12 protein-coding genes are annotated in these 13980 nt (G+C 46.3%); 11 read left to right on the forward strand and 1 reads right to left on the reverse strand.

Annotation, left to right across the window (positions count from 1 at the left end; genetic code table 11):
* The first annotated feature begins 488 nt into the window (after positions 1-488).
* From rpiA to F4V51_RS10640, 9 genes are all read left to right on the forward strand, one after another.
* Positions 489-1160 carry a ribose-5-phosphate isomerase RpiA gene (gene rpiA / locus F4V51_RS10600; RefSeq protein WP_095287900.1) on the forward strand — a complete coding sequence of 224 codons (672 nt, stop codon included), beginning with the start codon at positions 489-491 and terminating at the stop codon, positions 1158-1160.
* A 145-nt stretch (positions 1161-1305) separates the two neighbouring features.
* Positions 1306-1767 carry a MarR family winged helix-turn-helix transcriptional regulator gene (locus F4V51_RS10605; RefSeq protein WP_153977937.1) on the forward strand — a complete coding sequence of 154 codons (462 nt, stop codon included), beginning with the start codon at positions 1306-1308 and terminating at the stop codon, positions 1765-1767.
* A 240-nt stretch (positions 1768-2007) separates the two neighbouring features.
* Positions 2008-3096: a cobalamin B12-binding domain-containing protein gene (locus F4V51_RS10610; protein ID WP_153977938.1), complete on the forward strand. Its 1089-nt coding sequence runs from the start codon at positions 2008-2010 to the stop codon at positions 3094-3096.
* Positions 3097-3110: 14 nt separating this feature from the next.
* Positions 3111-4817, forward strand: a complete 1707-nt coding sequence (locus F4V51_RS10615) for a hybrid sensor histidine kinase/response regulator (protein WP_153977939.1) — start codon at positions 3111-3113, stop codon at positions 4815-4817.
* 132 nt (positions 4818-4949) lie between these two features.
* Positions 4950-5903, forward strand: coding sequence for an alpha/beta hydrolase (locus F4V51_RS10620; protein ID WP_153977940.1), 954 nt, complete (start codon positions 4950-4952; stop codon positions 5901-5903).
* A gap of 51 nt (positions 5904-5954) precedes the next feature.
* Positions 5955-6305: a hypothetical protein gene (locus tag F4V51_RS10625; RefSeq protein WP_153977941.1), complete on the forward strand. Its 351-nt coding sequence runs from the start codon at positions 5955-5957 to the stop codon at positions 6303-6305.
* Positions 6306-6326: 21 nt separating this feature from the next.
* Positions 6327-7040 carry a class I SAM-dependent methyltransferase gene (locus F4V51_RS10630; RefSeq protein WP_153977942.1) on the forward strand — a complete coding sequence of 238 codons (714 nt, stop codon included), beginning with the start codon at positions 6327-6329 and terminating at the stop codon, positions 7038-7040.
* A gap of 105 nt (positions 7041-7145) precedes the next feature.
* Entirely contained in the window at positions 7146-8132 is a 987-nt protein-coding gene (locus tag F4V51_RS10635; protein ID WP_162009923.1) for an N-acetylglucosamine kinase, read from the forward strand.
* Positions 8133-8197: 65 nt separating this feature from the next.
* Positions 8198-8635 carry a GNAT family N-acetyltransferase gene (locus F4V51_RS10640; protein ID WP_153977944.1) on the forward strand — a complete coding sequence of 146 codons (438 nt, stop codon included), beginning with the start codon at positions 8198-8200 and terminating at the stop codon, positions 8633-8635.
* Positions 8636-8741: 106 nt separating this feature from the next.
* Here F4V51_RS10640 and F4V51_RS10645 read toward each other — a convergent pair.
* Positions 8742-10096 (reverse strand): IS3 family transposase gene (locus tag F4V51_RS10645; protein ID WP_153977390.1). Its coding sequence is split into 2 segments (ribosomal slippage): positions 8742-9643 and positions 9643-10096, totalling 1356 coding nucleotides; the frame shifts between segments, so codons are not numbered across the junction.
* Between the two features lie 211 nt (positions 10097-10307).
* Between F4V51_RS10645 and F4V51_RS10650 the strand changes: the two genes are divergently transcribed.
* On the forward strand, positions 10308-10766 hold the full coding sequence (locus F4V51_RS10650; protein ID WP_153977945.1) for a MarR family winged helix-turn-helix transcriptional regulator: 459 nt from the start codon (positions 10308-10310) through the stop codon (positions 10764-10766).
* Positions 10763-13930, forward strand: a complete 3168-nt coding sequence (locus F4V51_RS10655) for an MMPL family transporter (RefSeq protein WP_153977946.1) — start codon at positions 10763-10765, stop codon at positions 13928-13930. The genes F4V51_RS10650 and F4V51_RS10655 overlap by 4 nt, the downstream gene beginning before the upstream one ends.
* The last annotated feature ends 50 nt before the right edge of the window (positions 13931-13980 follow it).

Raw genomic sequence — 13980 nt, forward strand, 5'->3', positions numbered from 1 at the left:
TAATCCATAGGTGTCTAATTATTAAAACACATCTATACTTAATATGTCGTATGAAATGTGGTTAAATTGAATAGTTTCGTTAAAACTTTTTTAATAATTTACATATTTGCGGACATGACACTTAATACATAGGTATTTAGAACTGTTTATTTGGAGGAATTTCCATTTTCTAGTCTCCGTCTTTATTTTATAACAGGCTGATACAAAAAAACACTTTAAAACTTGGAAATGGATCCAAAGATGACAATTAGTGTTAAGAGCAGGAACGGCCCTTTGTCTATGAAGGAGAACGTAGGATGCAAGTTTTCTTATACCATTTTAACTAACCATCAACTTACTTAGCAGGAAATGGCGAAATCCGGGATTTGTCGTTAGATCAAATTTCCTGCTGCATGGCATTCGGCATGGATATACATCGGAAGTGGTTTTATCTATAATAAAGACAGTGTGCATTTTTCAAATCATAAGCAGGCGGGGGTTTATTTTAGATGAATCTGAAAAAAATTGCAGCAGAGCGGGCGGCAGAATACATTCAGGATGGCATGAAGGTTGGACTCGGAACAGGCTCGACGGCATATTTTGCGATATGCAGACTGGGAGAGCGTGTACGCGAGGGGCTGCAAATCCAGGCTGTGGCGACTTCGGAAGCTTCGGACAAGCTGGCTCGCGAGTGGGGAATACCAATCATCCCATTCGACCAGATTGGCAGACTGGATATTACTATTGATGGTGCAGATGAGGTCGATCCTGATTTCAATCTGATCAAGGGCGGGGGCGGAGCACTTTTACGTGAAAAAATTGTGGCGGCTAACAGTGATAAACTCATCATTGTTGCTGATGGCAGCAAGGCGGTTCAACAATTGGGTCAGTTTCCACTGCCGGTAGAAGTAGTTCCTTTTGCATCGGAATGGACCTTCCAGGCGCTGGAGAAGCTGGGCTGCCGACCAGAATGGCGTATGAATGAAGATGAGCGCTACCTTACAGACAACGGAAATCTGATTGCGGATTGCCGGATGGAATCCATCGTCAACGCGGCTGAGCTCAATGTACAACTCAACATGCTGCCAGGCGTAGTCGATAATGGTTTGTTCGTTGACATGGCCGATACGGTGATTCTGGCCAAAGATGACGGTAGTATTGATGAGCGCCATCGTTCCTAAGATCGATCAGATGACTCTAGGATACATGTGTTTGGCTTATTGATTGTAATGATTTGTTCTGAGAAGTGCTGTGTGAGGGATGAAAACGCTGCTTGGCATCGAAGCACAGCCTGAATTTGCAAACAATTGACGGAGGATTATGGAAATGCCGAATACGGAGGACAATCGGGAACTATCTTTGCAATTATTCGTGGTTCTCGCCCGAGCATACAATTCTGTTACATCAAGGTCCAATCGTGACATTCAGAGTCATGGACTGAATACGACAGAATTCGGGGTACTGGATTTGTTATATCACAAGGGCCCACAAGCCTTGCAAAAAATCGGTGAGAAAGTGCTAATGTCCAGCGGGAATATAACCTATGTAGTGGATAAGCTGCAAAACAAGGATTTGCTGTTTAGACGTGCATCCAAGGAAGACCGCCGTGTGATTTACGCGGAGCTGACGGAAAAGGGAAGAAATCTATTCACCCAAATATTCCCTGGGCATCATCAGGTTATCATTGATGCAATGGAAGGTTTAGAGCCAGCCGAAAAAGCGGATGCGATTCGCTTGCTGAAGAAACTAGGACTTGCTGCTGAAGGAAAAACCGACTTGCGTCCATAACGCAGGCCGGTTTTTTTATGTGAAAAAAAAGGGCATGAACTGGCTAGATGACTTGCAGGAATGCTCATAATATAGGAAAATTGTTCTAATATGCAGCTCCGAATGAAATGTTTCTCCTTGGAGTTCATGTATAATATATAATGCATTTCCCGATCAATAGCTGATTGAAATCGAATCGACTCTTATCGTGGATATACATGATGGTTGATACGATTGCACAGCAAGAGGAGGGATAACGTAATGACCCATCAGGAAGCTGGGGAACGCTTGCTGAAAGCAGCAGGTGGGCTGGCTGATAAAATAACGGAGAAGCAGTATACGCTGCAACCTGAGTTGCTTGAGCGTTTTGGTGAAAATGGCAGAATGCGGACTCAACAGGATTCGCAATATAGTTTGAATTATCTGGCTGAGAGCGTTCTGGTTAAGAGTCCTAACCTGTTTACTCATTATATATCTTGGCTCAAAACATTGCTGGCAGGTTATCACGTTTCGGCGGATGATCTGGCCATTAATTTAAATCTAATCAAAGAGACGTTGGAAGAAGAGTTTGATGATGCATCCAAGTCACTTGTTCTAGATTATCTGAAAATGGGAATCTACCAAACCCAGCATCATGAGGTAGCACAAGGATTCGTCAACGAATCTTTTCCCTACGGCCATGCTGCCAAATCTTATTTGCAGGCGCTTCTGGATAGCAGACGCCAAGAAGCTTTTAGCATTGTTGAAGCCGAGCTGGAAAGCGGAGCAAGCATTCGTGATATTTATCGTTATATTTTTCAACCCACTCAATATGAAATAGGCCGCATGTGGCAGCTTAGCCAGATTAGTGTCGCTCAGGAGCACTTCTGTACGGCAGCCACGCAGGCTATTATCTCGCGGCTGTATCCCCGCTGGTTGATCCATGAGCCGCAGCAGAAAAAGCTGGTTGCAGCCTGTGTAGGCAGTGAGCAGCATGAGATCGGTTTGCGTATGCTTGCTGACGTGTTTGAGATGGAAGGTTGGGATACGTATTATTTGGGGGCAAATGTTCCGAATGGCAGCCTGCTTGAGGCGATCGAGCGTCATCAGGGTGATGTGGTTGCTATTTCAGTAACGATGACATTTCATCTTCATCTTGCCAAAGAACTTATCCAAATGATTCGTAATCACCCGGCTACCTCGCATGTGAAAATCATGGTAGGAGGTTATCCATTCAACATTGATCGGGAGTTATGGAGGACCGTTGGGGCAGATGGTTATGCTCCCGGAGCTGATGAGGCTGTTGCCGTTGCAGAACGTCTGCTGGCTCAGCAATCTGCCAACTGCAACGTTGGTATGATTCGCGAATAGAGAGGAATGACGCAATGTCTAATGAAGCTGGCGAGATCGAAAAGCTGCGTAAAACGATTGAGCATTTATCTGATCAGATTATTCGCAGTAAGGAACAGGAAGAGCGAATTCTTAGTGAATTCTCCGAAATGAACAACGAACTGGTGACGCTACAGCGTCTGCTTGCTAAAAATAACGTAAGTCTGGATGCCGCTCGAAAAGAAGCCGTATCCGCAGGGGAATCCAAGAGTTCATTTATAGCCGTAATCAGCCATGATTTCCGTACACCCTTAAATGGAATATTAGGCATGGCTGAACTTCTGCAGCATTCTCCCTTGTCCGAAGAGCAGCAGCATTCGGTTCAAGTGATTCAAGAAGCAGCGAGACTTCTGCTGAAGCTGATTCAGGACCTTCTGGACTTTTCCAAACTGGAAGCAGGTCAGATGCGTCTTGAAATGGGAGATGTCGAACTGGAGCCTACGTTTAACTACATCGTTCGTTTGCTGGAGCCCAAGGTGATCCAAAATGGGAACAAACTGGCCGTGGAATGTGATCCCCGAATTTCGGGGGTTCTTGAGGGAGACTCCACACGAATTACACAGGTTTTGATGAACCTGATTCAAAATGCCAACAAATTTACAAAAGATGGATCAATACGCATTCAAGTTGCCCTGGTTCGGGAAGATGAGAACACCCAATGGATCCGGTTTGAGGTGAAGGATACGGGAATCGGAATTGCTGAAGAAGATCAGGAAACCTTGTTCCAACCCTACGTTCAAACGGAAAAAGGCCGTTCCAAGGAATACGAAGGAACAGGCCTGGGGTTATCCATATGCCAGTCTCTTGTGAGGTTAATGGGCGGTCAGATTGGAGTCATTAGTCAAGAGGGCCAGGGCTCGACATTCTGGTTTGAAATTCCAATGGGACGCAAGACAGAACCGGTAAAAGCCACAGTTCCGACGGGACAAGATACATTGCATGACTCTGGCGCTTTGCTACAGGAACCCTATTCTCGACCAATCCTGCTCGCAGATGATAATCTGATTAACCGCCAGGTTGTTTTGATGCAGCTTAAGAAACTTGGGATCACCGAGGTCGATTCGGTATGCAACGGAGAAGAGGCTGTTGCGGCCTTTCTAAGCAAGAGGTATGGAATCATACTAATGGATAACATGATGCCGGTTATGGATGGACTTGAGGCAGCACGCAAAATAAGAGCCATGGAGCAGGATGAAATGCGTCATCCCATTCCAATTATTGCAATGACAGGCAACGTCATGGACGACGAGAAAGAAAAATGTTTTGAAGCTGGAATGAATGATTTCATTGGCAAGCCGTTTACACTGGAATCCTTAAAAAACGTCATTCAAAAATGGCAGCATCCCTCGGATCCTCGGGAAGTGCTGAATATGAGCATAGTCAAAGAGATTGGCGAATTGAACAGCGACGGTGAACAGTCGATCCTTGAAATGCTGCTGGACATGTATCGTAACGAAACACCTGGTAAAATTGAAGTGCTTCGGAGATACGTTGTCTCCGGAGACCATATTGCAGCTGCGGAATGTGCCCATGATCTGAAATCCAGCAGCTTGAGTCTAGGAATAGAATACTGTTCGACACTTTTTGCAAGGATTGAACAGCTCGCTAAAACTGGTCAGGTGAGGAAGGCTGAGCCATTGCTGGGTGAATTGATACCCGCATACCAGGAAGCCTGTGAAGCTTTGGAGAAGGTAATCATTTAAAGGGTTTGCTGTCTTAACGAATTAGGTTAGGGCAGCAAGCCTGTTTTTTCGCCTGAAAACGAGTGTACATAAGAACATGTATCCTTAACTGTGTTAGGGGTAGAAGATCTTGAGAGGGAGAGAGAAGCATACATGTTAATATACGGGATTCCCGCACTTATTCTGGTCATTCTTATTGTGACTTGGTTCGGAGGACTATACTTTTTCAAAACAGCTATTCGCCGAGCGCCAAAACCATTTCTAATCGATAATCCGAATCTAATGCCTGAACCGGATAATGAATTGATCAGCAGTGCTTCAGACCTGGAGTGGTTGGACATGCAGGATGGTGAAATGGTAAGCATCACCTCTCATGATGGGTTGAAATTGCAGGGAATATGGTTGGCTTCAACTGGGAAGTCGAGTCAGACGGTAATTCTGGCGCACGGGTATTCCGGGAGAGGCAGAGAAATGGCTGGTTTTGCAAGGTACTATGTAGAGAAAAGAGGCTGTAACGTACTCATGCCTGATGATCGAGCTCATGGTCACAGTGAAGGAGACGTCATCGGATTCGGCTGGCTGGATCGGAAGGATTACGTCAATTGGGTCCAGTGGGTGATCAACAAGGTAGGCAACCAGACAGACATTGTGCTGCATGGTATCTCCATGGGCGGTGCAACGGTTCTTATGACAGGCGGGGAGTCTCTGCCGGATCAGGTAAAAGCCATCGTGTCAGACTGCTCCTATACATCGGTGAAGGATGAGCTTACGTTTCAGTTGAAACAATTGTACAAATTACCGCCCTTTCCATTTATCCCTGTGACAAGTCTGATCTCCAAATGGAAGGCAGGGTATTCCTTCGGGGAAGCATCGGCTCTCAAACAGCTCACCAAGGTGCGGGTTCCTGTTCTATTTATTCACGGAGAGGCGGATACCTTTGTCCCTACAGAGATGGTGTATCGGCTTTATGAAGCTTGTCCTACGGAAAAAGAGCTGCTGACGATTCCCCGTGCAGGTCACGGTACAGCTTTTCAGGTGGATCGAGTGCGTTATGTGGAAGTCCTTGATGCCTTCTTGAACAAGATAATGATGCAGCGCGCAAATTAGTTTAATATCGTGGGTAGTTAATAGTAGGTGCTTGTAACAAGGAGGTGCAGCATGCCGCGATCACGAAGAGTTTGTTCTTACTGTCAACAGGAAATGGGAGAAGACGAGTTCAAATGCAAAGCATGTGGCAATCTCGTTGAAATGAAGACCGTTCCTGCAGAGACAACACAAATGGAAGAATACGAGGAAGATGTATTGGATCGTTACTCCATAGGTCTGCTCATTCTAATTGCGATTCTTCTTCCACCGATAGCGATTGCCATTGGCGGGGTAATGTTATTTAATGACGATCCTTACAAAAGGGACGCCGGGAAAATGCTTGTGACAGGTGCCCTGCTCGTGTTAGTCATTTGGGCCATCATTCTAATTTCGATCTCAGGAACGCTGACAATTCAATTCTAGATTATTACGGGGGTGCCTTTCATGGGAAATGAACAATTCGAAGCAGCGCGCAAAGCGGAGGCAGGTTACCATTCGAACTTTTATCAGAATAATGAACTATTTGAAGCCGGAACGTGGATGGCGAGACCGATGCCAATGGTGATGGAGATGCTGGAACGTTTGCTTGCACACAAATCGGATCTGCGAGTGCTTGATCTGGGGTGCGGAGTAGGGAGACACACCATTCCAATTGCACAGCGTCTGCAGCAAACGAACAGCGAGGTTATTGGTGTGGATCTGCTGGACGAAGCCGTTGAAGGACTTCGGAAATATGCGAAGAAATATCAGGTTGATCATATGGTAAAAGCCGTGAAAGCAGACGTGGAGCATTATGATATCAGGCCCAATACATTTGATTTTATTGCAGCTTGTTCCTGCCTGGAACACGTATCCGATGAAAATGCTTTTCTGAAAGCGCTAAGTCGTCTTCAGGCAGGCACACGCACAGGTGGAATTCATTGCATCACGATGAGTACAAGTGTAGAGGAGCAGGAGATTAGCACTGGACGGCGAATTGAGCCTTTGATCGAACTAAATCTGTCAACAGCCAAGGCGACCGAATTGCTTGAAGAGGCATATGCAGGATGGAATATCCTGCTTCAGGAACACGTAACTCAGACCATTGAAGAAGAAAAGTACGATGAGCCGACACAGTTCCGCTGCGAATTGCTTCGTTTTGCCGTACAGAAGCAATAACAGAACCTGCCGGGAAGTATGAGGTTATGCATCCCGGCTGTTCTGCTTTCTATGACATAAGGAAACGTCGTGAATACAGTCTATTATCAGAGTATGGGGGATACGATGAATACATATGTGGTAGGTATTGATGGTGGCGGAAGTCATACAAGAGTGGCTGTAGCCGATGGAGATGGACAACTGTTGTCCTATGTTGAAAAGGGAGGTTGCAATCGTTATCACGATTCCAATGCTGAGCAGCATGTGCTCGGAGGCATAGCAGAAGCGCTGGAGCAGGCTGGCATTAAAGGAGAACAAGTGGCTGCCATTCAAGCGGGTATGGCAGGTCTGGACCGGGAAGAAGAATTCACCTGGGCCGAGGGTGTTCTTGCCAAAACAGGCATCCTTGGGAGGAGAAGTGCCGTAAACGATACACATATTGCTCATACAGCTGCCTTTAACGGTAGGCCTGGAATCGTGGCAATTGGGGGCACCGGGTCTTTGATCCTTGGCAGGACGGAGCAGGAAATCTGGCTCCGAAACGACCAATTTGGTCACTATGCTCCCACGGCAGCGCGTTTTCTGTCCTACGATACGGTGCATTCCGTTCTGGCAGGCCGATATGAGCCAGAGGATCATCCCTTCGTCGAACAGATTCTTGCATATTGGAATATGCGTTCAGTGCCAGAGCTTGCAGCGCTTGGAGCTGCAGGGTTTGCTGATGATAAACAGGCGATGAACCGCAAATTCAGCCAAATGGCACCCTTGGTGACGGAAGCTGCCGCTCAGCAAATTCCACTTGCGATGAGGGTATGTGACTCGGCAGCAGATACAGCTGTTGTGAGTATTCTTATGCTGGCAAGCTGTTTTCAATCTCAACAGGTCTCTTACACACTGACTGGAAGCTGCCTGACCTCATCATATATGAAGGCTGCTGTTCAGAAAGGGTTAGGACAAAACCATCCATCGACAGGAAAAGAGTTCGATTACATATCCAGCGAATTGCCAGCCGTTGGCGGCGCAATCCTGGATGCTTTTCAATTGGCTGGTATTCAGGTGAATCAGGGTACCCCCGCTGCGCTTCGGAGTCAGCTACAGGGGTATGGGACTTGAACTTTGACAGGCTAACGACTACAATACGATAACGGAATGAAGCAAGTCATAGGAGGAATATAAGAGTGTTGATTAATCTGAAATCACGCATACAGGAGCCGGAAGTGCAGGAATTGCTGTCCTACTCGGTTTTCCCGGACCCGGAGCAAGTCGGTCATGCGCTGCAGCAATATGTGAATAAGGACGAGCTTCTGCTGGATGGATATGAGGATGAGGGACAGTTGGTCGGCTTGGTTGGGTATGAGAAAACGGGAAACAGCGAGATTACCATCCAGCATATTGCGGTATTGCCGGAGAACCGTTTTAAAAACTATGGCCGTGGCATGATTGCACAGCTGCTGGAGAAGTATAATCCGGACAAGCTCATCGCGGAAACGGATCAGGAAGCTGTGGAATTTTATCGTAATACTGGCTTTGTCGTATACAGCTTGGGTGAGTTATATCCAGGTGTCGAACGATTCCGTTGTGTACTGGAAAAAGACGAGGATGCAATCGAAGAATAGTTCATGGATCACCTTTATCATGGGGACCCTCGTAATTTAAACAAGAAACAGGGCGTGTGACTTGGCCGGGTGAAGTGACCCCTAAAAGTTAGACACGGTTATTTCATTAGGCAGCTTGATTAAAATGAGTTCGGTATTCTACCGGGCTCATTTTAAATTTTGCTTTCATTCGTTTCGTGTTGTAGTATTCGATATATTTTTTAAGTTCTTTTTTGAAATACTCTAAGCTTTCAAATTCCTTCAAATAGAGGAATTCTGATTTCATTATCCCGAAGAAATTTTCCATCACTGAATTGTCGTAACAATTACCTTTACGAGACATACTTTGTACAATTCCTCTAGATTCAAGCTTTGTACGATAGGGCTTCATTTGATAGTGCCAGCCTTGATCAGAATGCATCAGTAGCTGATGGTCCTCTGGCAAACGTTCTAAAGCTTGATCTAACATCTCTGAAACAAGGGAATACGTTGGCCTTGAGCCAATGGTATACGTAATAATTTCCCCATTAAATAAATCTAGTACAGGCGATAAATAAAGCTTCTCACCAAATAATTTAAACTCAGTAATATCGGTGACCCACTTTGCATTAGGTACTTCCGATGTGAAGTTTCTATTTAAAATGTTTGTTGCGATTTTACCTATCGTACCTTTGTACGATTTATATTTTTTCATGCGTACTAAGCACTTTAAACCTAACTCTTTCATAATGCGCTGGACCCTTTTATGATTCACTTTTTGCTGGCGATTCGCTAGTTCATCACAAATGCGTCGATAGCCATAACGACCTTCATGTTCATCATAGATTGCTTGAATCTCCACTTTTAAGTCCAGATCTGGATCTAGTTGATCCAACTTCTTTACTACATTGTAATACGTGCTACGTGGGATTTGTGCGAATGCTACAAGCGCCTTCACTGGGTACTTCTGCCTTAATTCATAGATGACCTTTACTTTGTCTTTCTTGGTGATTTTTTTTTGCTTTGAACTAAGGCATTTAACTTTTTTAAGTATTCATTTTCCATACGTAGACGTTGGATTTCTGCTTGAAGGGCTTCTGTAGAGTCTTCAGTTCGTGTTGGCTTTGTTGGTTTACTGGATTTTTTCTTCAAGGATGGACGCCCCTTTTTCTTCGAAATGAGCGCATCTAACCCTACCGTATTAAGCTTTATCCTCCACGTTCGAATTAATGCTGGAGAGGAAATATTAAAGATGACTGCAGCTTCGTTAGGAGATATCCCCATTTCGTTCATATTATTAAGTACGTCCATCTTAAACTGCATAGTGTAGGAAGTATAGGACTTTTTAAAGGCGGCTAACCCGTGATACTCAGCTTGTTTAATCCACATCCGTACAACTTCTTGATTCGCCCCAAGTGAATTAGCAATTTCCCTTACACTTTCCGATTTGCTTTGATATCTAATAACTGCATCCATTTTTTGTTCGTTTGTAAATTTAGCCATAGAAAAACTGCACCTCCAATTGTTGATAATGTCTAACAATTGGGGTGCAGTTCAGGGAGCTAAGCCTTACGCCCTGTTTTTTGTCGTGAAAACACAAAATAACAGGAATAAAGTATTGCTTTGTATTATAGTTTCAATATAGAATAGTTTCATTGAAGAATAGTTCGATAAGTGAACTATATGGACAAAAAGGTCAGAAAGGAGAATAAACATGAATACACCGGATGCCAAAAGTTTGGTGAACCGTTATCTGGATGCATCGTTCCTGGTATCCAAACAGTTTGATACGCGAATCCGTGAAAAGGTGGGGCAGACCATGACAACAGACCAGTTCTGTGCTCTTCGTTTGATTGAGGAGAAACCATCCTGCACACCATCTGATCTGTCAGAGCTTCTCTGCGTCGGGAAAAGCAGCATCACGGCATTGGTTAACAAGCTTGTTGATCGTGATCTGGTCCATCGGGCGGGAGATGAGCGGGATCGCAGAGTGGTGTATCTGACTCTGACAGATACCGGCCGTCAGGTATATCGCGAGACAGAACAGGAAATACAGCAGCTTCTTGAGCCGTACCTGGTCCACTTTAAGCCGGAAGAAGTACAGAATTTTATTGAATCCTTTGAGAAGTTGGCGACCTTGCTTACGAATGAGGGAGGACAGGAGAGCGAATGAGAACGATTCTGAAAGCAAGATGGTGGTTGATGGGGTTATGGGTAGTTGTAGCCGCCGTATTGATGTTCACAGCCCCCAACATGAGTGAACTGATTCGGGAAAAAGGACAGTTTTCGGTCCCGGAAGGGTACTCATCCACCCAGGCAGCTGCCATCCTCGATGAAGCTGCTGCACAAAAAGGCGAACAGCAGGGCAGTCAGCTGGCGCTTGTTTTTTATAACCCGGATGGTTTGGGTACTACAGGCAAACAAGAGGCCGAAAAGGCTGTAAAGCAGCTGGAGTCGAAGAAAGAAGAACTCGGCATTTTGTCCATCTTGGAGCCCTTCTCCCAGCCAGAATTGTCAGACAAAATGATCTCTGCTGATGGAAAGACGATCCTGACATCCCTGTCTATCGATCAGGGAGATCGTACCGTCAAGGAAATGCGTGAGGATCTCAATGAAACGCTGGACTCGGTCAATGTGGAACACTACATAACCGGTAAAGGATTAATCGATGAAGATACGGTAGAGAGTTCTCAGGAGGGACTCAAGAAATCGGAGTATATTACGGTTGTATTTATTTTGCTCATATTGTTCCTTGTATTCCGTTCGTTTGTAGCTCCATTTGTCCCTCTGCTTACCGTGGGTATCAGTTATATTGTATCGCAGCAGATTGTTGCATTCCTGGTCGATGGGGTGGATTTCCCGATCTCGACCTTCACGCAGATTTTCATGGTTGCCGTCATGTTCGGGATTGGTACCGATTACTGTATCCTGCTCATCAGCCGATTCAAGGAAGAATTGGCCCATCATGAAACGACGTGGGGAGCGATTATTGCAACCTATCGGACAGCAGGCAAAACGGTATTCTTCTCTGCTCTTGCCGTGCTGGTTGGTTTTGTCGCCATCGGTTTTGCGCAGTTTATGCTGTACCGTTCCGCAGTGGCAGTCGCAGTCGGCATTGCCGTAATGATGCTCGCGCTGGTTACCATTGTTCCGTTCTTCATGGCGGTGCTGGGCAAGAAGCTGTTCTGGCCTTCCAAAGGTTCACTCGAACATGCGGAGAGCAAGATCTATGGAGCAGCGGGTCGCTTCTCTCTAAAACGTCCATGGGCTGCGCTGCTTATCGTTGCAGCTGTCTGTGTGCCGCTTCTGGCTACTTACGATGGTAAACTGTCGTTTAACAGCTTGGATGAGATTGGTGAGAAGTATGATTCGGTAAAAGCGTTTAACATTATCTCCGACAGCTTCGGTCCGGGGGAATCCCTGCCGGGTCAGATTGTTATTCAGAACGATGAAGCCATGGACAATGCCAAATACATGGCCGTGGCGGAGAAAATCAGTCGTGAAGTGGAGAAAGTTCCAGGAATCTCCGGGGTACGCAGCATGACAAGGCCGACGGGTGACGAGATTAAGGATTTCGAAGTGACCCAGCAAGTGGGAACCTTGTCGGACGGACTCGGGGAAGGGAAGACGGGTCTGGATAAAATCCGTGATGGTTTGAGTGAGGCGAGCAGTCAATTAAGCAAAAATGAACCTCAGATCAAAGAAGCTGCAAGTGGTGCAGGTGAACTGAGCAAAGGTACGTCCCAGCTGCAATCGGGAATTAGCCAGTTGTCCGAAGGCCTTCAGCAGATTGAGCGAGGAATTCGTGACGGCTCGGCTGGTGCTGGTGATTTGCAAGCAGGGCTGCGGCAGGCGAAAACAAGTGCTGACCAGCTGGCTCAGGCGAGTAATCAGCTGCTTGAAGCTTACCGTCAGGCTGGAGCAGGCGTGGCTGCGCTTGGCGAGGGTACCGGGGAAATTCAGCAGCAGCTCACAGGCATATCTACGGCGCTGACCAGTCTGAATGAATCATTTGCAGCGCTTGAAGAAAGATACCCTGACCTCCTGCAGGACGCAGACTATCTGCGGGTCAAAGGTACACTTGGGGAAACGGGAACAGGTACAGCCCAGCTTGCCCAGGCACTGGGACAGATTCAAAGCAATCTGAGTCAAGCTGCTGCAGGGATCAACCAGGCTAACGAAGGCTTCACTTCCGCTGCATCTGGACAACAGGCTCTGGCTAGTGGACTGGGTCAGATTGTAACGGGAATAGGACAGCTTGAAGCCGGGCTGAAGCAGGCAGCAGATGGTCAAGGTAAAGTGATCAGCGAGATTCCTTCCATCCAGGATGGACTCAGCCAGCTTCAGGGTGGTCAGGAGAAAATTAGCCAAGGCTTCTCGGACCTCAGTGGTCAGCTGACCCAATTAACAGATGGTTTGAATCAGAGTGTGGATGGAATTGCGCAGGTGTCCGGTGGTCTTGATTCCGCACAAAATTATTTGACACAGCTGCAGAATTCACCGGATTCCGATCTGGCCGGCTGGTATGTACCTGAAGAAGCGTTAAGCAACAAAGACTTTGCACAGGTATTCGATACGTATCTGTCCCAGGATCGGAAGACCATGACGATAGATGTTATTTTTGCTGAAAATCCGTACGGTATTGAAGCGATTGATCGCGTACCGGATATCGAAGCTGCGGTTCACCGTGCGGTACAGGGTAGTGCGCTGGAAAAAGCAGACATCGCTGTCGGCGGGGTAACCAGCACATTCGCTGATTTACAGGAGATCTCCAACAACGACTACACACGCACCGTTATGCTCATGCTTGCAGGAACATTTATCGTTCTAGTCCTGCTTCTGAGATCCGTGATCATGCCACTATATTTGATCGTTTCCCTGTTACTGGCATATTTCACATCCATGGCTCTAACCGAGGCGATATTCGTGAATATCCTTGGTTTTGCCGGCATCAGCTGGGTTACGCCATTCTTCGGATTCGTAATGCTGATAGCGCTTGGTGTGGATTACAGTATCTTCCTGATGGATCGATTCAATGAAAATAAAGGCATGAAAGTTCAGGATGCAATGCTGTATGCCATGAAAAACATGGGTACGGTCATTCTGTCGGCCGCCGTTATTCTGAGCGGAACTTTTGCTGCCATGTATCCATCCGGAGTTCTCTCCATGATGCAGATTGCTACCGTTGTTCTTAGTGGCTTGGTCCTGTATTCATTGCTGTTCCTGCCGTTCTTCGTGCCTGTCATGGTGAAGATGTTCGGCCGGGCCAACTGGTGGCCTTTCCCCAATAAGGATCAGAGTGATTCGGCGGATTCGGACCGTACGATGAGCATGTAGCTGAAATCATATCGCCCCTACGAAATATGAATATTTTCGTAGGGGCTTTT

Origin of the sequence: Paenibacillus xylanilyticus (genome assembly GCF_009664365.1) — a bacterium.
GTDB classification, from domain to species: Bacteria; Bacillota; Bacilli; order Paenibacillales; family Paenibacillaceae; genus Paenibacillus; species Paenibacillus xylanilyticus_A.